We start from the raw sequence: 20,831 nt of genomic DNA on the forward strand, positions 1-20,831 counted from the left end.
CGGTCCGGGCGATGTCGATCGGATCCTCGGCGGCGCCGGGCCCGGCGTTACGGCCGCCGGCCGATCGCCGCGGGACCGTGTCCGGGCGTCACACCAGCGCCAGCAGGGGGTCGACCAGTGCCTCCGGGGCCGGCATGGCCGCGATCTCGACGGCGACGCGCTCCGCGGCGGCCTTCAGGGCGGGGTCGGCGAGCAGCCGGGCGAGCACGGCGGTGCTGATCGCACGCACGGGCACCGCGAGTCCGGCCCCCACCGCGGCGACGGCCTCGGCGTTGCCCCGGCGGTCGCCGATGCCGGGCACCAGGAGCTGCGGGCGCCCGGCCGCGAGCGAGCCGAGCGTCGTGCCCGCGCCGCCGTGGTGCACGATCGCCGTCGCGGCCGGGAGCGCCGCGTCCAGCGGGATCCAGCCGGTCGTCGTGACGTTGGGGGGCAGGGGCCCCGCGGCGACCTCCGTGACCGGGCGCACGAGCACGACGTCGGCGTCGAGCCCCTCGGCGGCGGCCACGACCGCGCGCGTCGGGTCGCCCGTCCCGGGCCCGGGGACGGTGCTGCGGCTGACCAGCAGCCGGGGCCGCGGTCCCGGGACACCCAGGCCGCCGGGCAGGTCGGCGGTCCCGGACCATCCCGTGGCCGGGCGCATCGGCAGGTGGTCGGGCGACGCGCCCAGCGACGGCGGCCGGACCGTGACGACGGCAGCAGGGGTCGGCAGCTCGCCGTCGAGCGCACGGGACGCGGTCCGGGCCGCCCACTCCCCGTCGAAGATCCCGTTCTCCAGCAGCACCGACTGCACCCCCGCCGCGGCCGCGGCGAGCGCGCCCGCGGGGGCCCACGGCTCGTGGACGACGAGGTCGGGGCGCAGCCTCCGGACCAGCGCGACGAGCGGGTCGGCCATCCGCCGGTTGAGCGCGCCGAACAGGTGCCGGGCGAACTCCTCCCCGCCCCGGCCCGTCATCTCCGCCCACACGGCGCGCGGGTGGCGCAGCGACACCGCGGCGCCGACCCGGCCGAACCGCAGGCCCGGGGTGACGTCGTGGGTCTCGACACCACCGCTGTCGACCCCCAGCGCGGTGTCACCGGTGGCGATCACGACGTCGTGGCCCGCCGCGCGGACGGCGGCGGCCAGCGGCAGGAGCGCGGTGAGGTGTCCGGCGAGCGGGGCGGCGACGACGAGGAGACGCACCCGGTCACGGTAGCGACTCGCACAGGCGTTCGACCGTTCACCGATCCGTGGCGCCCACCGGCCCCCGCCCGGGCGTGTCCGCCGCGGATCTGTCGGGGCCCCGTTGCACGCTGGACGCCGTGGACACCGCCCTGCTCCTCCTCGGCCTCCTCGTCGGAATGGCCCTGGGCGCCGCAGCCGCGTGGGCGCTGGTCTCCGCCCGGGCGCGGGCCACGGTCGCCGAGGCCGCGCGCACCGCGGCCGACCAGAGCGCCATGGCCCGGGCCGACGCCGCCGGCGTGCGGGCCGAACGGGCCGGCCTCGTCGCCCGGGTCGACGCGCTCGACGCGCAGCTGCAGCAGACCCTCGACCGACTGCGCACCGCGGAGGCCGACGCCGCGGGCGCGCACGCCGCCCTGCGCAGCGAGCGCGCGGCAGCCGGGCAGCGCGAGGAGCTGCTCACCCGCCGCGACGCCGAGCTGAAGGAGGCGTTCGGCGCGCTGTCGGCCGACGCGCTGGCCCGCAACAACGAGCAGTTCGTCGCGCTCGCCGAGGGCCGGCTCAAGGAGGCCACCGCCGCCCTGCACGCCAAGGCCGACGGCGACGCGGCCGCTCGCGCGCACGCGATCAGCGCCCTGCTCGACCCGATGACGTCCACGCTGCAGCGCGTCGAGGGGCAGCTGCGCGACGTCGAGAAGGACCGCGAGTCGGCCTACGCGGGCCTGCGCGAACAGGTCGCCACGATGCACCGCAGCTCCGAACAGCTCCAGCACGAGACGAAGTCTCTGGTCAACGCGCTGCGCGCGCCGCAGGTCCGGGGCCGGTGGGGCGAGCTGCAGCTGGAGCGGATCGTGCAGCTCGCCGGGATGGTGGAGCACTGCGACTTCTCCACGCAGGTCACCGCGCAGGGCGAGGACGGCGGGGTCCGGCCCGACATGGTGGTGCACCTCGCGGGCGGCAAGCAGGTCGTCGTCGACGCGAAGGTGCCGTTCGCGGCGTACCTGGAGGCGGTCGAGAGCCGCGACGAGGCCACCCACAAGGAGCGCCTCACCGCGCACGCCCGTCAGCTGCGCCAGCACGTCGACACGCTCTCGGCGAAGGCCTACTGGGCCGCGTTCCAGCCGTCGCCGGAGTTCGTGGTGCTGTTCGTGCCGGGCGACCCGTTCCTGGAGGCGGCGCTGCAGGCCGACCCGTCGCTGATGGAGCACGCGTTCTCCCGCGACGTCGTGATCGCCACCCCCACCACGCTGATCGCGCTGCTGCGCACCGTCGCGTACTCGTGGCGGCAGGAGGCGCTGGCGCGCAACGCCGCGCAGGTCCACCAGCTCGGCAAGGAGCTGCACGGGCGGCTGGCCACGATGGGCACGCACGTCGCGAAGCTCGGCCGCAGCCTCGACGCCGCGGTCGGCAGCTACAACCAGACCGTCAGCTCGCTGGAGGCGCGCGTGCTCGTCACCGCGCGCAAGCTCACCGACCTCGAGGTCGCCGACGACGAGCTCGCCGCGCCCGGCCAGATCGAGCGCGCCCCCCGCGTCATCGCCGCGCCGGAGCTCGTCGCGTCCGCCGCCGACGCGCTGGTGGCGCTCCACGAACGTGAGCGGCGTCAGTACGAGGAGGGTGACCAGCCCCGGGCTAACCTGGGACGGTGACCGTCCCCGCCCGCACCCTCGACGTGGCCGAGCGCGGAGCCGGTGGCCGCTGGCCGGTCCCGGAGCGCTCGCTGATCGCCACCGTGCTCGGTGTGCCGCCGCTCGCCGCGGTCGGGCTGGCGACCGCGCTCACGCTGCTCGGCGTCGTCGTCGACCTGTTCCGGATCGGCACGCTCGGCGCCGTGTTCACCGTCTGCTACCTCGGCGGCTGCGTGCTGTCGGTCGCGTGGGTGCGGCGGCGGAGCCTGTTCGCGCCGATGGTGTCGCCGCCGCTGCTGCTCGCCGTCGCCGTGCCGGTCGTCGTGCTGGTCGCCGGATCGCCCCGGCCGGGCACGGGGATCTCCGAGCGGCTCATCACGATCGGCGCGCCGCTGGTCAACAGCTTCCCCACGATGGCGTGGACCACCGCGGTCGTGCTCTCGCTCGGCGTCGGCCGCATCCTGGCCCAGCGCGCGGCCGTGGAGGCCGCGCGCCCGGCCGAGGGCAAGCGGAGCGCCACCGGCCGGCGCGGGTCGGTCCGGGCGCCGAAGCCGGTGGACGCCGGTGCGGAGAAGCCGAAGAGGGTCAGCGCGACGCGCGCGCGGGCCGCAGCTCGCGGGGCAGCGAGAAGGTCAGCGTCTCCTCCGCCGTCGTGATCTCCTCGACGGAGTCGAACCCGTCCTCGGCGAGGCGGTCGATCACGCCGCGCACGAGCACCTCCGGCACCGACGCGCCGCTGGTGACACCGACGGTGCGCACGCCGTCGAGCCAGGCGGGGTCGATCTCGCGGGCGTAGTCGATCAGGTGCGACGCCCCGGCCCCGGCCTGCAGCGCCACCTCGACCAGCCGCACGGAGTTCGAGGAGTTCGTGGAGCCGACGACGAGCACGAGATCGCACTGCGCGGCCATCGCCTTCACGGCCACCTGGCGGTTCTGAGTGGCGTAGCAGATGTCGTCGCTCGGCGGGTTCTGCAGCGCGGGGAAGCGCTCGCGCAGCGCGTGCACCGTCTGCATCGTCTCGTCGACGCTCAGCGTGGTCTGGGACAGCCAGATGACCTTCTCGGGGTCGCGGACCGTCACGTTCGCGACGTCCTCCGCGGTCTCCACGAGCTGGATGTGCTCGGGCGCCTCCCCCGCCGTGCCCTCGACCTCCTCGTGGCCGTGGTGCCCGACCAGCAGGATGTCGTAGTCCTCGCGGGCGAACCGCTTCGCCTCGTGGTGCACCTTCGTGACCAGCGGGCAGGTGGCGTCGATCGTGCGCAGCTCGCGCTCCGCGGCCTGGGCGTGCACGGCCGGGGAGACCCCGTGCGCGGAGAACACGACGAGCGCGCCCGTCGGCACCTCGTCGGTCTCGTCGACGAAGATCGCGCCGCGCTCCTCCAGCGTCTCGACGACGTGCCGGTTGTGCACGATCTGCTTGCGGACGTACACCGGTGCCCCGTGCTGCTCCAGGGCGAGTTCGACGGCCTCCACGGCACGGTCGACGCCGGCGCAGTAGCCGCGCGGCTTGGCGAGCAGGACGCGCTTCGCGGTTGCGGACATGCCCCCCACCCTACGGACGACGACCGCGCCCGGCCGCCCATCGTGTCCCGCCCCACCGCACTGCGGAGCCGTAGTGCCGTTCGGGGGCCGCTGACGCAGCACTACGGCTCCGAAGTGCGGGCCCGGGGCTGCCGTCGCCGCGCACGCAGGCGAGACTGTGCGGCATGAAGCCGCTTCCCCTGCCGGTGCGCCTCGCCGCCGGCATCGTCGCCCTCGCCGTGGAGCAGGCTCGGGACCTGCCGCGGCTCGTCGTCGAGTTCCCGGTCACGGCCGTCAGCCAGGCGCTGCAGGCGTCGATGCGGGTGCAGCAGAAGGTCACCGAGGTCGCGATCAAGGGCGACCGCGCGCTCGGCTCGCTGCGGCCGGTGGAGGAGAAGCCGAGCTGGGCCACGTTCGACGAGGACGAGCCCCGCACCAACGGCGTCGTCACGGCGCTGCGGCCGCAGGGCCGGGTCGCCGAGCCGCCCACCCGCCCGGAGGGCGTCCGCGTCACCGACCCGCCCGCGCCGGGAGCGGTCGCGCCGCGGGTCTCGCGGTCGGTGCCGGTCGTCCGGGAGAAGCCGGTGCCCACGGCGAAGGAGGCCGCGGAGCGGAAGGCCGAGAAGAAGGCGGAGGAGTCGGCGGCCGACGCCCCGTCCGCCCTGCCGGAGTACCCGGGGCTGTCGATCCCGCAGCTGCGGGCGAAGCTGCGCACGCTCTCGCTCGGGGACCTGCGCGCGCTGCTGGAGTGGGAGCAGGCCCACGAGGCCCGCCCGCCGTTCGTCACGATGCTGTCGAACCGGATCACCACGGTCTCGGAGGCATGACCGGCCCGACCACACCGGAGCAGCCGTGGCCGGTCCGCACGGTGGCGCGCAAGATCGCCGAGTGGGTCGACCGCCTCGGTGCGGTGTGGGTCGAGGGCCAGCTCGCGCAGGTCACCGCACGGGCCGGGACCGGCACGGCGTTCCTGGTGCTGCGCGACCCGGCCGCCGACGTGTCGCTGCAGCTCACGGCGCCGATCGGGCTCGTCCGTGACGGTGGCCCGGCCGTCGCGGAGGGCAACCGGGTCGTCGTGCACGGCAGGCCGTCGTTCTTCCTGGGCCGCGGCACGCTGAGCCTGCGGGTCACCGAGATCCGCGCCGTCGGCGTCGGGGAGCTGCTGGCGCGCATCGAGCGGCTGCGCAAGCTGCTCGCCGCCGAGGGGCTGTTCGACGCCGCCCGCAAGCGCCGCCCCCCGTTCCTGCCGCGCTGCATCGGCCTGGTGACCGGCCGCGCGTCGGCCGCGGAGCACGACGTCGTCTCGAACGCGACGGCGCGCTGGCCCGCCGCCCGCTTCCGCATCGAGCACGTCGCGACGCAGGGCGCGCTGTCGGTGCCGCAGATCGTCGACGCGCTGGCCCGGCTCGACCGCGACGCCGAGGTCGACGTCATCGTGCTCGCCCGCGGCGGCGGCAGCGTCGAGGACCTGCTGCCCTTCTCCGACGAGACGCTGTGCCGCGCCGTCGCCGACTGCCGCACCCCGGTCGTCTCCGCGATCGGGCACGAGCCGGACACCCCGCTCGTCGACCACGTCGCCGACGTCCGCTGCTCCACGCCCACCGAGGCGGGCCGACGCCTGGTGCCCGACCTCGCCGAGGAGACCGCGCGCATCGCCGGGATGCGCGACCGCGCCCGCCGGGCGCTCGCCGGCTGGGTCGACCGCGAGGAGCGCCTGCTGACGGCGCTGCGCGGGCGCCCGGTGCTGGCCGACCCCCTGCGCAGCCTCGACGCCCGGCACGCCGAGGTCGAGCGGCTGCGCGACGCGGCCCGCGGCTCGGTGGAGCGCGGGCTCGACCGGCGCCGGGTCGAGCTCGAGCACCTGCGCGCCCGACTCACCACGCTCGGCCCCGCCGCCACGCTGGCCCGCGGCTACGCGGTGGTGCAGCGCGTCGACGACCCGGCGGAGCCGCCGCCGGTGCTGCGGTCGGTGACCGAGGTGGCCGACGGCGCGCGGCTGCGGATCCGCGTCGCCGACGGGGCGGTGCTGGCCACCGTGCAGGCCGCGGCACCGCGCAAGCGCAAGCGGACGGAGAAGGCGAATGGCTGAGCAGGCGGCGGTGGGGTCGCTGGGCTACGAGCAGGCCCGCGACGAGCTCGTGGAGGTGGTCCGCGCGCTGGAGGCGGGCGGGCTGTCCCTCGACGAGTCGGTGGCGCTGTGGGAACGCGGCGAGGCCCTGGCCACCCGGTGCGAGGAGCAGCTGGCCGGCGCCCGCGAGCGCGTCGAGACCGCGCTGGCCGCCCGCACCGACGACTGACCGCGCCGACGACCGACAGCGCGGGCGACCGACCGCGCGGCGTCAGCTCGGGGCCGTGCCCGCGGGGAGCGCCTCCCCGGCCAGCACCGCACCGGCCAGCGCCCGGAAGTCGGCCTCGGCGCCGCTGCCGGTGATCAGGATGCGGACGCCGTCGAGGTCGGCGATCCAGATCGGCTCCTCGTCGGGCAGGCCGTAGACGACGAACGCGAGCCCGCCGACGTCGGTGGTCCCCTGCGCGGGCACGACGGTGGCCCCGGTCTCCGAGGCGAGCACCGCCTCCTCCGCGCCGTCGCTCTGCACGAGCCGCAGGTAGCGTCCCTCCGGCGTCAGGTAGCCGGTGCGGACGGCCCGGCCCGCCGCCGGGTCGGCGGGGTCGAGCCGGTCCTGGTCGACGGCGTTGGACCGCCAGCCCGGCGGCACCGCGGGCACGCGCAGCGAGAACGGGACGTCGGGCGCGAGGCCCCGCAGCTCCGCCGGGGCGTCGACGACGGGCAGCGCGCCCGGGTCGACCGTCGGCCCGCCCGGGCTGAACGAGCAGCCGCGGGACAGCCCGCCGATCACGACGACGATGAGCGCGAGCACCCCGATCGCGACGATCATGTCGCGCACCGACATCGCCGAGCGCGGTGGCTTGCGGGGAGCGGGATCGGTCACGCCGCCCATCATCCCCTCACCCCGGGAGCGACCGCCGTCTCACCTCGACGGAGCCCCACGACCACGGGCGATCTGCGAGGATCGGGACATCCCCGACCGCCTGCAGGAGGCCAACGATGACCAGCCCCGCGAACGCCACGCCAAGGCGCCGGGAGGCGCCCGACCGCAACCTCGCGATGGAGCTGGTCCGCGTCACGGAGGCGGCGGCGATGGCGGCGGGCCGCTGGGTGGGACGGGGTGACAAGAACGGCGGCGACGGTGCGGCCGTCGACGCGATGCGCCAGCTCATCGGCAGCGTCTCGATGCGCGGCGTGGTGGTGATCGGCGAGGGCGAGAAGGACGAGGCGCCCATGCTCTACAACGGCGAGGAGGTCGGCAACGGCGAGGGGCCGTGGTGCGACGTCGCCGTCGACCCGATCGACGGCACCACGCTGATGGCCAAGGGCATCGCCAACTCCGTCGCCGTCCTCGCGGTGGCCGAGCGCGGCGCGATGTTCGACCCGTCGGCCGTGTTCTACATGGAGAAGCTCGCCGTCGGGCCGGAGGCGGCCGACGTCATCGACCTCACCGCCCCCGTCGCGGAGAACATCCGCCGGGTCGCCGCGGCCAAGCACCTCGACGTCACCGACGTCACGGTGTGCGTGCTCGACCGCCCCCGCCACGACCAGCTCGTCGCCGACATCCGGCGCACCGGCGCCCGCATCCACTTCCTCACCGACGGCGACGTGGCGGGCGCGATCTCCGCGGCCCGCCCGAACACCGGCGTCGACATGCTCTACGGCATCGGCGGCACCCCGGAGGGGATCATCACCGCGGCCGCGCTCAAGTGCATGGGCGGCGCGATGCAGGGCCGGCTGTGGCCCAAGGACGACGAGGAGCGCGCCCGGGCGATCGCCGCGGGCCACGACCTCGACCGCGTCCTCACCGCCGACGAGCTGGTGCGCGGCGACAACGTGTTCTTCTGCGCCACCGGCATCACCGACGGCGACCTGCTCCGCGGCGTCCAGTACCGCGGCGGCGGCTGCACCACGCAGTCGATCGTCATGCGGTCGAAGTCGGGCACCGTGCGCATGATCGACGGCTACCATCGGCTCACGAAGCTCCGGGAGTACTCGGCCGTCGACTTCGACCTCTCCGCGCAGCAGATCGCCGAGCTCGACTCGACGCCGCCACTGCCCTGACCCGGCCCGTGATGCAATCGTGAGCCCGGCTCCACCCGATCGGGCTTGATGGCGATACGGATGGGGCGGATGCTTCCCCTGGGGATCGATCAGTGACGGTCGGCCGGTTGCGGGGGTGGACGTGCGGGTCCGACGGGTGCTGTCTCTGCTGGTCGTCGTCGCGCTGACGGGTCTGCTCAGCGGCGCCGCGGCCGGCGCCGGTCCCACCGCGCAGGCCGCGGTCGCCGCGGCGGTCGGGCTGCTCCCGTCCCGCGTCCAGGAGGCGGTGATCGCTCCGGCGGCACCCGCGCCCGTCGCACCCGCGGCCGCCCCCGAGGCGGCTCCCGAGGCCGCGCCCGTCGCACCGCAGCAGGCGCGCCAGCGGGTGACGTCGGTGCGCGTCGCCCCGGTGAACGTCCCCGGCACGCCCTGCACGTCGAACGCGCGGGCGTGCGTCGACCTGTCCGGGGACCGGGCCTGGCTGATCGAGGACGGCGAGATCGCCTACGGCCCGGTCCCGACCACGAGCGGCCGTCCCGGGTTCCGGACGCCGCCGGGCACGTTCCCGGTCACCTTCCACAGCCGCGACCACGTCAGCTCGATCTACGACGCCCCGATGCCGTACTCGGTGTTCTTCAACGGCGGCATCGCGTTCCACCAGGGCAGCCTCAGCCAGCTCTCGCACGGCTGCATCCACCTGTCCCGCGCCGCGGCCCGGGAGTTCTTCGGCTCGCTCGAGCGGGGCGACCTCGTGCAGGTCGTGCCCTGAGACGTCCGCCGGGTCCGGGGGTCGTGCGTCACTCGGACCCTGCACGACGGCCCCCGCGCGAGAACACTGGCCCCATGGTCGACGACGACAACGGGTTCCGGGTTGAGCACGACACGATGGGCGAGGTCCGGGTGCCCACCGACGCGCTGTGGCGCGCGCAGACGCAGCGGGCGGTGGAGAACTTCCCGATCTCCGGGCGCGGGCTGGAGCGCTCCCAGATCCGCGCGCTCGGGCTGGTGAAGGGGGCGGCGGCGCGCGTCAACGGACGACTCGGCGTGCTGGACGGCGAACTCGCGGACGCCATCGCCGCGGCCGCCGACGAGGTGGCGGCCGGGGAGCACGACGCCCACTTCCCCGTCGACGTGTTCCAGACCGGGTCGGGCACCAGCTCCAACATGAACGCCAACGAGGTGATCGCCTCACTCGCCGCCCGGGCGGGGGTGGAGGTGCACCCGAACGACCACGTCAACGCGTCGCAGTCGTCCAACGACGTCTTCCCGACCACGATCCACCTGGCCGCCACCGAGGCGCTGGCCACCGACGTCGCCCCGGCGCTCGACCACCTCGCGGCCGCGCTGACCCGCCGCGCCGCGGAGTGGGTCGACGTCGTCACCGCCGGGCGCACGCACCTCATGGACGCCGTGCCGATCACGCTCGGGCAGGAGGCGGGCGGCTGGGCGACGCAGGCCGCGTACGGCGCCGCCCGCGTCCGCGACGTCCTCCCCCGCCTCGGGCAGCTCCCGATCGGCGGCACCGCGGTCGGCACCGGCCTCAACGCCCCCGAGGGCTTCGGCTCCGGCGTCGTCACCGAGCTGCGCGCGGCCACCGGGCTCGACGTGCTCTCCGAGGCCGCCGACCACATCGAGGCCCAGGGCGCCCGCGACGGGCTGGTGGAGGCCTCCGGCGCGCTGCGCACCGCGGCCGTCAGCCTGTTCAAGATCGCCAACGACATCCGCTGGCTCGGCTCCGGCCCGCGCACCGGCCTGGCCGAGCTGCACCTGCCCGACCTGCAGCCGGGCAGCTCGATCATGCCCGGCAAGGTCAACCCGGTGATCTGCGAGGCCGCGATGATGGTGGCCGCGCAGGTGATCGGCAACGACACATGCGTCGCGTTCTCCGGCACCCAGGGCAACCTGCAGCTCAACGTGATGATGCCGGTGATGGCGCGCAACGTGCTGGAGTCGGCGCGGCTGCTCGCCAACGCCGCCCGGCTGCTCGCCGACAAGGTCGTCGACGGGATGGCGGCCGACGTCGAGCGGACGCGCGAGCTGGCCGAGTCGAGCCCGGCGATCGTGACGCCGCTGAACCGGTACCTCGGCTACGAGGAGGCGGCGTCGATCGCGAAGCAGTCGCTGGCGGAGAAGCGCACCATCCGCGAGGTCGTGCTCGAGCGCGGGCACGTCGAGAGCGGGAAGCTCACGGCCGAGCAGCTCGACACGGCCCTCGACGTCCTCGCCATGGCCCGCGGCGGGCGGTAGCGCAGGGGCCCCCGATCGAGTGCAGCCCTGCCACGTCGGGTCACCCTTCATCCGGAGTTCACCTCGTCGTTGGTCCGTTCGTGTTCCGTAGGGCGATGAGTGATCACGGGCGGTTCGCCTTCGAGCCGTTGCTGAACCTGGTCAACGGCCGCCCGGTCGGGATGGAGGTCCTGCGCAGGCAGGCGCGCGACCAGGCCCGCATCGTGGCGGCCAACGCGGTGTGGGGCACCCGCCAGCTCGCCGAGTTCGACTCCGGCATCGCGATCGCGTCGGTCCTGCACGGCACCGACTACGACGCCACCGTCCCCCTGCACGTCGACCTGCTGGCCGACACCGTCGTGGCGGCCCGGCGCCGCGTGCAGCAGGTGCGGTCCTCCCTGGAGCGCCGCGACGCCGGCCGCCCCGCACCCCCGATGCTGCTGGAGATCAACCCGGCGCTGTCCGCCGCGCCGCCGGACGCGCTCGCCGCGGGCGTCACCGAGCTGCGCGCCGACGGCTTCGGCATCGGCTTCGACGGGGTCGGCCGCGGCTTCGGTCTCGACCTGATCGCCGAGCTGGAGCCCGACCTCGTCAAGATCGACGCGCACCTGGTGGCCCGCCTGCCCGACGATCCCCGCGCCCGCGCCGTGGTCACCGCGCTGGGCGACGTGTGCCGCGCGGTCGGCGTGCGCGTCTGCGCCACCGGCGTCACCACCGCCGACCAGCTCGCCGCCGTGCGCGACCACGGCATCCCCTGGGGCCAGGGACCGCTGCTCGCCGAGGTGCAGCGCCGCCCGTCGACGACGGGGATCCTGCTGCCACCCGCGCTGCTGCCCCGGTTCGCGCAGCAGCCCGCGCCGTCGCCCACCCCGCGGCCCGCGCCCCGCCCGGTCCTGCCGACCGTGGCCGAGCTCGCCCAGGCCGCGGTCAGCCTCCCCGAGGACGCCACCGCGGAGCGCGTGCGGCAGGCGCTCGCCGACCACCCACAGGCCGGCAGCGTCGTGCTGCTCGACCGGCACCGCCGCCCCACCGGCTTCCTCGACCGCAACCGCTTCATGCTCGCCATCTCCGGCCCCTTCGGCCGCGCGCTGTACGCCGACCGGCCGGCCACCTCGCTGGCCGAGCCTCCGCGCACCTGCCCGGCCCGCACCGACCTGCGCAGCGCCATGGCGTCCTGCCTGGGCGGCGACCGCGCCCGCAGCTACGACGACCTGGTCCTGCTCGACGCCGACGGGGTCTGCGCTGGCGTCGTGCGCGTCGCCGACCTGCTGACCGAGGCCACGGGGAGCCCGTCGGCGGCCTGACGGCGATCGGTGCGTCACCCGGACGACCCGCGCCCTGCTGTCGACCGTCCCTGCTGCTCAGCGTCACCGGCGGACCACAGGGGCGGGCACGCGCGCCGTCACGTTCTGACGTCGAAACCCACGGGACACCGGTTCGACGCTCCCTGCACGGGTGATCGTCGCGCTACGGTCACGTCCCCACTGGAAGCTGCGCCGGTCCGGCCGTCGCCGGCGACCCAGCTGCGAAGGAGTGCCGCGTGACCCTGAAGCGACGTCTGCTGGCGGTGGCCGCCATCGGCGCCACCCTCGCCGTGAGCGGCTGCGTCAGCTCCGGCGGGGGCGGCGGGGCCGCACCGGCCGCCGACGGCACCGACTGGTCCACCGCCACCTCCGCCGAGGCGGGCGGGGGCTTCGACGCGCTCGTCGCGGCCGCGCAGGCCGAGGGCACGCTCAACGTCATCGCGCTGCCGCCGGACTGGGCCAACTACGGCGAGATGATCTCCACGTTCGAGGAGACCTACGGGATCACCGTCGAGTCGGCCAACCCCGAGGGCTCCAGCCAGGACGAGATCAACGCGGTGCAGCAGCTCGGCACGCAGGACCGCGCGCCCGACGTCCTCGACCTCGGCCAGTCCTTCGCCAACTCCAACGTCGACCTGTTCGCGCCCTACCAGGTGCAGACCTGGGACTCGATCCCCGAGGGCAACAAGGCCGCCGACGGGGCGTGGGTCAACGACTACGGCGGCTTCCTGTCCATCGGCTGCAACGCCGGCCTCGTCGCGACCTGCCCGCAGACCTTCGCCGACCTCACCAAGCCCGAGTACGCCGGGCAGGTCGCGCTCAACGGCGACCCGACGTCGTCGGCGTCGGCGTTCGCGGGCGTGTGGGCGGCGGCGCTGGCCAACGGCGGCACGCTCGACGACATCAACCCGGGCCTGCAGTTCTTCGGGCAGCTCGCCGACAGCGGCAACCTGCTGCTGGTCGACCCGACACCGGCCACGATCGAGAGCGGCCAGACCCCGATCGTCCTCGACTGGGACTACCTCAACCTCACGCAGGCCGACAAGGTCGCGGCGTCGTTCGAGTGGCAGGTCGCCGTGCCGTCGGACGGGCTGTTCGCCCAGTACTACGCGCAGGCGATCAACAAGAACGCCCCGCACCCCGCCGCCGCCCGGCTGTGGCAGGAGTTCCTCTACTCCGACGTGGGCCAGAACCTGTGGCTGGCCGGCAAGGCCCGCCCGGCGCGCCTGACCGCGATGACCGAGGCCGGCACCGCCGACGCCGCGCTGGTCGCGGTGCTGCCGCCGGTGACCGGCGAGCCGACGTACCCCACGCAGGAGCAGACCGACGCCGCGAACGCGGTGGTGGCCCAGGGCTGGGCCGCCGCGACCTCCTGAACAGCGACCTCCTGAGATGACCCTTCTGGATGCCCCGGCCGCACCCCCCGAGACGGTGCGGCCGGAGCGGTCCTGGCGGGCCGCGCTGGGCCTGGTGCCCTTCGTCGCCTACCTGCTGGTCTTCCTCGGCGGCCCGCTGTACTTCGTCGTCAGCGGCGCCCTGTCCGACCCCGACGGGCTCCCGACGCTCGACAACGTCATCGCCTCGGTGACGCAGCCGCAGTACCGGGCGGCGTTCGCCTCCAGCATCGTGCTGTCGGCCGGCACGGCGCTCGTCGGAGCGGTCGCGGGCGCGTTCCTGGCGCAGGCGGTGCTGACGAGCCGGCCGACCAGCCCGCTGCGCCGGATCGTCTCGACGGCCTCGGGCGTGCTCGCCTACTTCGGCGGCGTGCCGCTGGCGTTCGCGTTCATCGCCGCGCTCGGCCAGACCGGGCTGGCGACGCAGTTCCTGCAGGCGGCCGGCGTCGACCTCTACGCCTCCGGTTTCCGCATCGACTCCCTCACCGGCCTCGCGCTCACCTACGTCTACTTCCAGATCCCGCTCATGGTCATCCTCATCACCCCGGCGCTGGAGGGTCTGCTGCCGCAGTGGCGGGAGGCGGCGGAGAACCTCGGGGCGTCGGCGTGGACGTACTGGCGGCGGATCGCGCTGCCCGTGCTCGCGCCCGCGCTCGGCGGGGCCGCGCTCGTGCTGTTCGGCAACGCGTTCGCCGCGTATGCCACCGCGCTCGCCCTGACCAGCGGCTCGATCCCGCTGCTGCCCACCGCGATCGCGTCGGCGCTGTCGGGCAACGTGCTCGCCGGGGCGCAGAACGTGGGGCTGGCGCTCGGGCTCGACATGGTGCTCGTCATCGCCGTCGTCATGGTCGGGTACGTCCTCCTGCAGCGCCGCGCCTCCCGGTGGCAGGCCCGGTGAGGGGCCGGCGCTGGCGGGTCGTGGTCCTGGGCCTCGCGCTCGTGTACTTCCTGGTGCCGCTGCTCTCGGCCGCGGAGTTCAGCCTGCGCGTCCCCGGCGGCGGGTACGGCGTCGCCAACTACCTGACGATCGCCTCCGACGAGGTGCTGCTCTCGGCGCTGCTGGTGTCGCTGCAGATCGCCGTCGTCACCGCGGTGCTGGTGCTGCTGCTCGTCGTCCCGACGGCGGTGTGGGTGCGGCTGCGCTTCCCGGCCGCCGCGGCGCTGCTGGAGAGCGCGACGATCCTGCCGATCGTCGTGCCGCCCGTCGTCATGGCGGCGGGGATCGCGTTCGTGCAGGCCAACCTGGGCGGGCCGGTGTTCCGCACCCTGTTCGCCTCCTCGTTCACCGCGCTCACCCCGTTCTACGTGGTGCTCGCGCTGCCGTTCGCGTACCGCTCGGTCGACAACGGGCTGGCCGCGATCCCGCTGCGCACGCTGGTGGAGGCCGCGCGCAACCTCGGGGCGTCGCTGCCCGTCACGCTGCTGCGGGTGGTGCTGCCCGCCATCCGCAGCGCGGTGCTCGGGGCCGCGTTCCTCACGCTCGCGCTCGTGCTGGGCGAGATCGTCATCGCCCGGCTCCTGCTGTACGGGGACACGTTCCCCGTGGCGATCGTCGAGGTCGGGCGCAGCCGGGCCGGCGTCGCCGTGGCCCTGACGCTGGCCAGCCTCGTCCTCACCTGGGTGCTGCTGCTCGCGGTGTCCTTCGCCGGAAACGCCAGGAGGAGTGCTCGATGACCGGTACGACCGTCGAGTTCCGCGGCGTGCGCCGCAGCTACGGGGCGACGCACGCCCTCGACGGGCTCGACCTGACGCTCGCGCCCGGCGAGCTGCTGGCGCTGCTCGGCCCGTCCGGCTGCGGGAAGACCACCGCGCTGCGGCTGCTCGCCGGGTTCGACGAGCCGACGGCCGGGTCGATCCTGGTCGGCGGCAACGACGTCACCGGTGTGCCGGCGGCGAAGCGCGACACCGGCATGGTGTTCCAGGCGTACTCGCTGTTCCCGACGATGACCGCGGCGGACAACGTCGCGTTCGGGCTGCGGGTGCGGCGGATCGCACCGGCGAAGCGGCGGGCGCGGGCGGCGGAGCTGCTCGAGCTCGTCGGGCTCGGGTCCCGCGGCGACTCCTACCCGCACCAGCTCTCCGGCGGGCAGCAGCAGCGGGTGGCGCTCGCGCGGGCCCTGGCCGTCTCCCCCGCCGTCCTGCTGCTCGACGAACCGCTCTCCGCCCTCGACGCGCGCGTCCGCGTGCAGCTGCGCGACGAGATCCGCAGGCTGCAGCTCGCGGAGGGCATCACCACGCTGTTCGTCACGCACGACCAGGCCGAGGCGCTCGCCGTCGCCGACCGGGTGGCGGTCCTCAACGCCGGGCGCCTCGAGCAGGTCGGCACGCCGCAGGAGGTCTACTCCACCCCGTCGACGCCGTTCGTCGCCGAGTTCGTGGGGATCATGAACGCGGTACCGCTGACCGACGGCGTGATCACCCCGGGCGCCCCGGAGCGGGCGATGCGACCGGAGGAGCTGACGGTCGGCCGCGACGGCCTGCCCGGCACCGTCCTGACGACCACGTTCCTCGGCCCGGTGACCCGCATCGTCGTGACGACGGGGGTGGGCGAGCTGACCGTCGACGTCGTCAGCCGGGCCGGGCTGCCCGGGATCGGCGAGCCGACGGCGGTGGCCCCCGTCCGGCCGTGATCACCCCGCCGCCCGCCGGAACCGCTCCCCCCACTCGCGCAGCAGGTCGGCGAGCTCGGGCGGGGACCGCACCTCGAACTCCGCCCCCACCGACCCCAGCCCCATCGCGGGCCAGTCGAGGCTGTCGGTGGTCATCCGCAGCACGCAGCTCGTGGCGTCGACCTCCTCGATCTCGGCCCACCTCGCGAGCCGCTCGCGCACCCGCTCGGCCGGGGCGTGCACGAGCACCTCGACGGTGAAGCGGGCGGGCTGCTGCGCGGTCTCCAGCCCGGCCCGGACGAACGCGGCCGCGTCGGCCCCGGGCAGGTCGCGGGTGCGGAACCGCGCACCCGTCGTCCGCGGGGCGGTGAGGCGGTCGAGGCGGAAGCTGCGCCAGTCGTGGCGGTGCAGGTCGTAGGCCACGAGGTACCAGCGCCGGCCCAGCGGCACCAGCCGGTGCGGCTCGACGTGCCGGGCCATCGGCTCCCGGCCGGGCGCGGCGTAGGAGAACTCCAGCCGCTCGGTGTCGCGGCAGGCCTGGGCGACGGCGATCAGCACCTCCGGGTCGACCACGGGCGCCGCGCGCGCACCCCACTCCAGCGGCACGGTGACCGCCCGCAGCGCGTCGACCCGCCGGCGCAGCCGGGGCGGCATGACCTGCACGACCTTGGTCAGCGCGCGCACCGCCGACTCCTCGATCCCGGCCACCGAGCCCTGCGTCGCCGCCTGCATGCCGACGGCGAGCGCCACGGCCTCCTCGTCGTCGACGACGAGCGGCGGCAGGGCGGCCCCCGCCGCGAGCTGGTACCCGCCGTCGACCCCGCGGCTCGCCTCGACCGGGTAGCCCAGCTCGCGCAGCCGGTCGACGTCGCGGCGCAGGGTGCGCGGTGAGACCCCGAGCCGGGCCGCGAGGTCGGGCCCGGGCCAGTGCCGGTGGGTCTGCAGGAGCGAGAGCAGCCGCAGCGTCCGGGAACTCGTGTTGGCCATGTCCCGAGTATCCCGGCATTGCGGTCAGGAAATGGCCGCTGGACCTCCTACTCTTCACCCATGACGAACACCGAGCGCGCCGACATCCTCGAGTCCCTGGCCACCCACCGCGGGTTCCTGCTGTTCACCGTGCAGGGCCTCACCGACGAGCAGGCGCGGCAGCGCACCACGGTCAGCGAGCTCACGCTCGGCGGGCTGATCAAGCACGTCGCGCACACCGAGAAGGGCTGGACCGACTTCATCGAGCACGGCACGTCGGCGATGGAGGCCACCGAGGACAGCTGGGCCGCGCAGGCCGACAGCTTCACCCTGCGCGAGGACGAGACGCTCGCCGGCGTGCTCGCCGGGTACGCGGAGATCGCGAAGCACACCGACGCGCTGGTCGAGAGCCTGCCCAGCCTCGACGTGGCGCACCCGCTGCCGGAGGCGCCCTGGTTCCCGGCCGGGGCCACCCGCTCGGCCCGGCGCGTGTTCGTCCACATCGTCGGCGAGACCGCCCAGCACGCGGGCCACGCCGACATCCTGCGCGAGGCCATCGACGGCCAGAAGACGATGGGCTGACGCCCCGTGCGCGGAGGCGGTCGCCCGAGCCGGGGTCTGCGCGCACGAGGCAGAATGCCGCAGATGCTGCTGGCCGAGGTCGTCGCCGTCTCCGCCGCCGTGGGCGCCACCCGGTCGCGCACGGCGAAGGCCGCCGCGCTCGCCGGGCTGCTGCGCGCCGCCGGACCCGACGAGGTGCGGGCGGCCACCGCGTGGCTCACCGGCGAGCCGCTGCAGGGGCGCCTCGGCGCGGGCTGGCGCACCCTGTCCGCGCTCGACCATCCGCCGTCGGCGGCCGCCACGCTGACGGTCCCGGCCGTCGACGCCCTGCTCGACGCGCTCGCCGCCACCTCCGGCGCCGGGTCCACCGCCCGCCGCGCGGCGCTGCTCGGCGAGCTGTTCGGCGCCGCCACCGCCGACGAGCAGGCCTTCCTGCGCCGGCTGCTCACCGGCGAGCTGCGGCAGGGTGCGCTGGAGGGTGTGATGCTGGAGGCGGTCGCGGCCGCATCGGAGGTCCCGGCACCGGTGGTGCGGCGCGCGTTCATGCTCTCGGGGCAGCTGCCGGCCACGGCGGGGCTCGCGCTCTCCGGAGGGGCCGACGCGCTCGCCGCGGTGTCGCTGCAGGTCGGCCGCCCGGTGCGACCGATGCTGGCGAGCCCCGGCGCGTCGCTGGACGCCGCGCTCGACTCCGTGCCGGACCCGGTCGTGGAGTTCAAGCTCGACGGCGCCCGCATCCAGGTCCACCGCGACGGCGACGACGTGCGGGTCTGGACGCGGACGCTGCGGGAGATCACCGCGGCCGTCCCGGAGCTGGTGGAGCTGGTCCGCGGGCTGCCGTGCCGCTCGGTCGTCCTCGACGGCGAGACCCTCGCCCTGCGCGACGACGGCCGCCCCCGCCCGTTCCAGGAGACGATGAGCCGCTTCGGCAGCGACGCCAGGGAGGAGCAGTCGCTGCTCAGCCCGTTCTTCTTCGACCTGCTGCACCTCGACGGCACCGACCTGCTCGACGAGCCCCTGCACGTCCGTCTCGACGCGCTGGCCGCGCTGGTCGACGAGCCGCTGCGGATGCCCGGCGTCCGCACCCCCACCCCGGAGCAGGCCGCCGAGGTGCTCGACGCCGCGCTGTCGGCCGGGCACGAGGGCGTCGTGGTCAAGTCGCTGGCCGCGCCGTACCTGGCGGGGCGGCGGGGGAAGGCGTGGCAGAAGGTCAAGCCGGTGCACACGCTCGACCTGGTGGTGCTCGGCGCGGAGTGGGGGTACGGCCGGCGCACGGGGTCGCTGTCGAACATCCACCTCGGCGCCCGCGACCCCGACGGCGGCGAGCCGATCATGGTCGGCAAGACGTTCAAGGGCATGACCGACGAGCTGCTGGCCTGGCAGACGGCCACGTTCCCGGCCTACGCGCGCTCGGAGTCCGACCACGCCGTCCTGCTGCGGCCGGAGCTCGTCGTCGAGATCGCGCTCGACGGCGCGCAGCGCAGCACCCGCTACCCCGGCGGCGTCGCGCTGCGCTTCGCACGGGTGCTGCGCTACCGGCCGGACAAGGCGCCCGGCGAGGCCGACACCATCGACGCGGTGCGGGCGCTGCTGCACGGGTGATCGGGGCTTGCCCGATCCGCCGCGTGTCGACAGACTTCGCACACGCGTGATCGCCTAGGCGGAGTGTGGATGACGAACGAGACGTTCGGGCCGTACCGGCTGGAGTCGCTCATCGGCCGGGGCGGCATGGGCGAGGTGTTCCGCGCCCACGACACCGTGCGCAACCGCACCGTCGCCCTCAAGCGGCTGCCCGCCTCGCTGGCGGGCGACACCGGCTTCCAGGAGCGGTTCCGGCGCGAGGCCCAGCTCGTCGCCCGCCTCCGCGACGGCCACGTGATCCCGATCCACGACTTCGGCGAGATCGACGGCCAGCTGTTCATCGACATGCGCCTCGTCGACGGCGCCGACCTGCGCACCGTTCTCGACTGGATCGGGCCGATGCCCCCCGAGCGGGCGGTGCGGATCGCCGGGCAGGTGGCCCGCGCGCTCGACGCCGCGCACGCCGACGGGCTGGTGCACCGCGACGTCAAGCCGTCCAACATCCTGCTCAGCGGGGCCACCCGCGACCCCGGCGCGGACGTCGACGACTACGCCTACCTCGTCGACTTCGGCATCGTCGCCAGCGCGGGCGACGTCGCGGGCGGGCGGCTCACGGCGACCGGCGCGGCGATCGGCACCGTCGAGTACATGTCGCCGGAGCGGTTCCTGAACGGGACCGGCGACCGGCGGATCGACGTCTACGCGCTGGGATGCGTGCTGCACGAGATGCTCACCGGCGCCCGCCCCTTCTCCGGCACCGGCCCGCAGCAGATGTGGGCGCACGTGAACACGCCGCCGCCACGCCCGTCCCTGCTCCGGCCCGGCCTGCCCGCCGCGCTCGACGACGTGATCGCCGCCGCGCTCGCGAAGGACCCCGACGACCGCATCCCCACCGCAGGCGAGCTCGCGAGCCGGGCCAGGGCGGCGCTGGCCACGGCCCCGGGCTCCGGGCCGACGGTGCGCCACACACCCATCCCGGCCGCCGACCCGCCGTCCCCCTCCGCCGTAGCGCCACCCACCGCCGCACCCCGCGCGGCGGCGGCGCCCCCGGCCCCCGAGCCGCCGACGGCGACCTTCCCGACATCCGGACCCGAGGCCCCCACGCGGTTCGGCGCGGCCCCCGCCGCGGGCTCGACGGCTCGGATGCCGCAGCCGCCCCCCGGCTCGTCCGCCGGCCCGCCGGCGTCGACCGACGGCACGTCCCGGCGGTGGTGGCCGATCGCCGCCGCCGCGCTGGTCGTCGTCCTCGTCGCCGCGGGCACCGTATGGGCGCTGAACCGGCGGACAGCCGAGGAGGCCCCGCCTGCAGATGCCGCCGGGACCACCATCACGGCCGTCGAAGAGCCCCAGGTCGACGATCCCGTCGCCGAGCTCGCCTCCTATGCCGACGAGGCCCTGCTCGCCACCTGCGACGAGGCCGTCGCGGGCGACGGCGCTCCCGTCCGGGCCTCGGCGAACTGCGGCGAGTGGGCGTTCGACCTGTACTCGTCCGCCGCCGAGGCCGCGACGGTGGTGCGTGACAACAACGGTGGCACGATCGAGCCGGGCTCGCCGTGCGCAACCCGTCCGGAGATCGACGCCTACCACGTCGAGCGGTTCGACCGCGGTGTGCTGGGCTGCCGTGCGTACGACGGCGAGTACGTCGTCGAGTGGGCTGTGGACGGCATCCCGGTGGTCGGGGTCCGCGACGAGGGCGACGAGACCGTGAGCTACGAAGCTGTCTACGAGGAGGCCCTGAGGCTGTCCGCCGAGGTGAGTTGAGGGGCGTAGACTC

20 protein-coding genes are annotated in these 20,831 nt (G+C 75.3%); 16 read left to right on the forward strand and 4 right to left on the reverse strand.

What is annotated here, in order from left to right; all coding sequences use genetic code 11:
• Nucleotides 1-88: 88 nt before the first annotated feature.
• On the reverse strand, nucleotides 89-1,180 hold the full coding sequence (locus H6H00_RS03855; protein ID WP_185719989.1) for a glycosyltransferase: 1,092 nt from the start codon (nucleotides 1,178-1,180) through the stop codon (nucleotides 89-91).
• Nucleotides 1,181-1,299: 119 nt separating this feature from the next.
• On the opposite strand from H6H00_RS03855, the gene H6H00_RS03860 reads away from it, so the two are divergent.
• Nucleotides 1,300-2,808, forward strand: a complete 1,509-nt coding sequence (locus H6H00_RS03860) for a DNA recombination protein RmuC (RefSeq protein ID WP_255425563.1) — start codon at nucleotides 1,300-1,302, stop codon at nucleotides 2,806-2,808.
• Nucleotides 2,805-3,443: a DUF6542 domain-containing protein gene (locus tag H6H00_RS03865; protein WP_185719990.1), complete on the forward strand. Its 639-nt coding sequence runs from the start codon at nucleotides 2,805-2,807 to the stop codon at nucleotides 3,441-3,443. The genes H6H00_RS03860 and H6H00_RS03865 overlap by 4 nt, the downstream gene beginning before the upstream one ends.
• Here H6H00_RS03865 and H6H00_RS03870 read toward each other — a convergent pair.
• Nucleotides 3,373-4,329: a 4-hydroxy-3-methylbut-2-enyl diphosphate reductase gene (locus H6H00_RS03870; RefSeq protein WP_185719991.1), complete on the reverse strand. Its 957-nt coding sequence runs from the start codon at nucleotides 4,327-4,329 to the stop codon at nucleotides 3,373-3,375. The genes H6H00_RS03865 and H6H00_RS03870 overlap by 71 nt on opposite strands.
• 164 nt (nucleotides 4,330-4,493) lie before the next feature.
• On the opposite strand from H6H00_RS03870, the gene H6H00_RS03875 reads away from it, so the two are divergent.
• From H6H00_RS03875 to H6H00_RS03885, 3 genes are read left to right on the forward strand one after another with little or no spacing between them, the layout of a single operon-like run.
• Complete coding sequence (locus H6H00_RS03875; protein WP_185719992.1) at nucleotides 4,494-5,135, forward strand: lipid droplet-associated protein; 642 nt, start codon at nucleotides 4,494-4,496, stop codon at nucleotides 5,133-5,135.
• Nucleotides 5,132-6,397, forward strand: coding sequence for an exodeoxyribonuclease VII large subunit (xseA, locus tag H6H00_RS03880; protein ID WP_185719993.1), 1,266 nt, complete (start codon nucleotides 5,132-5,134; stop codon nucleotides 6,395-6,397). The genes H6H00_RS03875 and xseA overlap by 4 nt, the downstream gene beginning before the upstream one ends.
• A complete protein-coding gene (locus H6H00_RS03885) occupies nucleotides 6,390-6,605 on the forward strand; it encodes an exodeoxyribonuclease VII small subunit (protein WP_185719994.1) in 216 nt (71 codons plus the stop codon). Before xseA ends, H6H00_RS03885 begins: the two co-directional genes overlap by 8 nt.
• Nucleotides 6,606-6,647: 42 nt before the next feature.
• On the opposite strand, the gene H6H00_RS03890 is transcribed toward H6H00_RS03885, so the two are convergent.
• Nucleotides 6,648-7,259 (reverse strand): DUF4245 domain-containing protein, encoded by a 612-nt coding sequence (locus H6H00_RS03890; RefSeq protein WP_185719995.1) that lies wholly within the window; start codon nucleotides 7,257-7,259, stop codon nucleotides 6,648-6,650.
• A 116-nt stretch (nucleotides 7,260-7,375) separates the two neighbouring features.
• On the opposite strand from H6H00_RS03890, the gene glpX reads away from it, so the two are divergent.
• From glpX to H6H00_RS03930, 8 genes are all read left to right on the forward strand, one after another.
• Nucleotides 7,376-8,440 (forward strand): class II fructose-bisphosphatase, encoded by a 1,065-nt coding sequence (gene glpX, locus H6H00_RS03895; protein ID WP_185719996.1) that lies wholly within the window; start codon nucleotides 7,376-7,378, stop codon nucleotides 8,438-8,440.
• Nucleotides 8,441-8,576: 136 nt separating this feature from the next.
• Nucleotides 8,577-9,188: a L,D-transpeptidase gene (locus tag H6H00_RS03900; RefSeq protein ID WP_255425564.1), complete on the forward strand. Its 612-nt coding sequence runs from the start codon at nucleotides 8,577-8,579 to the stop codon at nucleotides 9,186-9,188.
• Between the two features lie 74 nt (nucleotides 9,189-9,262).
• A complete protein-coding gene (locus H6H00_RS03905) occupies nucleotides 9,263-10,666 on the forward strand; it encodes a class II fumarate hydratase (protein ID WP_185719998.1) in 1,404 nt (467 codons plus the stop codon).
• Nucleotides 10,667-10,761: 95 nt separating this feature from the next.
• Nucleotides 10,762-11,949, forward strand: coding sequence for an EAL domain-containing protein (locus H6H00_RS03910; RefSeq protein ID WP_185719999.1), 1,188 nt, complete (start codon nucleotides 10,762-10,764; stop codon nucleotides 11,947-11,949).
• A gap of 236 nt (nucleotides 11,950-12,185) precedes the next feature.
• The gene (locus tag H6H00_RS03915) at nucleotides 12,186-13,325 is read left to right on the forward strand and encodes an ABC transporter substrate-binding protein (RefSeq protein WP_255425565.1); all 1,140 of its coding nucleotides are present in this window, start codon (nucleotides 12,186-12,188) and stop codon (nucleotides 13,323-13,325) included.
• Between the two features lie 16 nt (nucleotides 13,326-13,341).
• Nucleotides 13,342-14,241, forward strand: a complete 900-nt coding sequence (locus H6H00_RS03920) for an ABC transporter permease (RefSeq protein WP_255425566.1) — start codon at nucleotides 13,342-13,344, stop codon at nucleotides 14,239-14,241.
• Nucleotides 14,238-15,017 (forward strand): ABC transporter permease, encoded by a 780-nt coding sequence (locus H6H00_RS03925; RefSeq protein ID WP_221775782.1) that lies wholly within the window; start codon nucleotides 14,238-14,240, stop codon nucleotides 15,015-15,017. Before H6H00_RS03920 ends, H6H00_RS03925 begins: the two co-directional genes overlap by 4 nt.
• Nucleotides 15,014-15,973, forward strand: a complete 960-nt coding sequence (locus H6H00_RS03930; protein WP_185720001.1) for an ABC transporter ATP-binding protein — start codon at nucleotides 15,014-15,016, stop codon at nucleotides 15,971-15,973. Before H6H00_RS03925 ends, H6H00_RS03930 begins: the two co-directional genes overlap by 4 nt.
• Here H6H00_RS03930 and H6H00_RS03935 read toward each other — a convergent pair whose 3' ends face one another.
• The gene (locus tag H6H00_RS03935) at nucleotides 15,974-16,939 is read right to left on the reverse strand and encodes a helix-turn-helix transcriptional regulator (protein ID WP_185720002.1); all 966 of its coding nucleotides are present in this window, start codon (nucleotides 16,937-16,939) and stop codon (nucleotides 15,974-15,976) included.
• 60 nt (nucleotides 16,940-16,999) lie between these two features.
• On the opposite strand from H6H00_RS03935, the gene H6H00_RS03940 reads away from it, so the two are divergent.
• The 3 genes from H6H00_RS03940 to H6H00_RS31760 all read left to right on the forward strand — a co-directional run bounded on the left by H6H00_RS03940 (nucleotide 17,000) and on the right by H6H00_RS31760 (nucleotide 20,818).
• The gene (locus H6H00_RS03940) at nucleotides 17,000-17,500 is read left to right on the forward strand and encodes a DinB family protein (RefSeq protein WP_185720003.1); all 501 of its coding nucleotides are present in this window, start codon (nucleotides 17,000-17,002) and stop codon (nucleotides 17,498-17,500) included.
• Nucleotides 17,501-17,563: 63 nt separating this feature from the next.
• Entirely contained in the window at nucleotides 17,564-19,078 is a 1,515-nt protein-coding gene (locus H6H00_RS03945) for an ATP-dependent DNA ligase (protein ID WP_185722147.1), read from the forward strand.
• Between the two features lie 69 nt (nucleotides 19,079-19,147).
• Nucleotides 19,148-20,818 carry a serine/threonine-protein kinase gene (locus H6H00_RS31760; RefSeq protein ID WP_221775783.1) on the forward strand — a complete coding sequence of 557 codons (1,671 nt, stop codon included), beginning with the start codon at nucleotides 19,148-19,150 and terminating at the stop codon, nucleotides 20,816-20,818.
• Nucleotides 20,819-20,831 lie beyond the last annotated feature (13 nt).

It is taken from the genome of Pseudonocardia petroleophila, from assembly GCF_014235185.1.
Lineage (GTDB): Bacteria > Actinomycetota > Actinomycetes > Mycobacteriales > Pseudonocardiaceae > Pseudonocardia > Pseudonocardia petroleophila.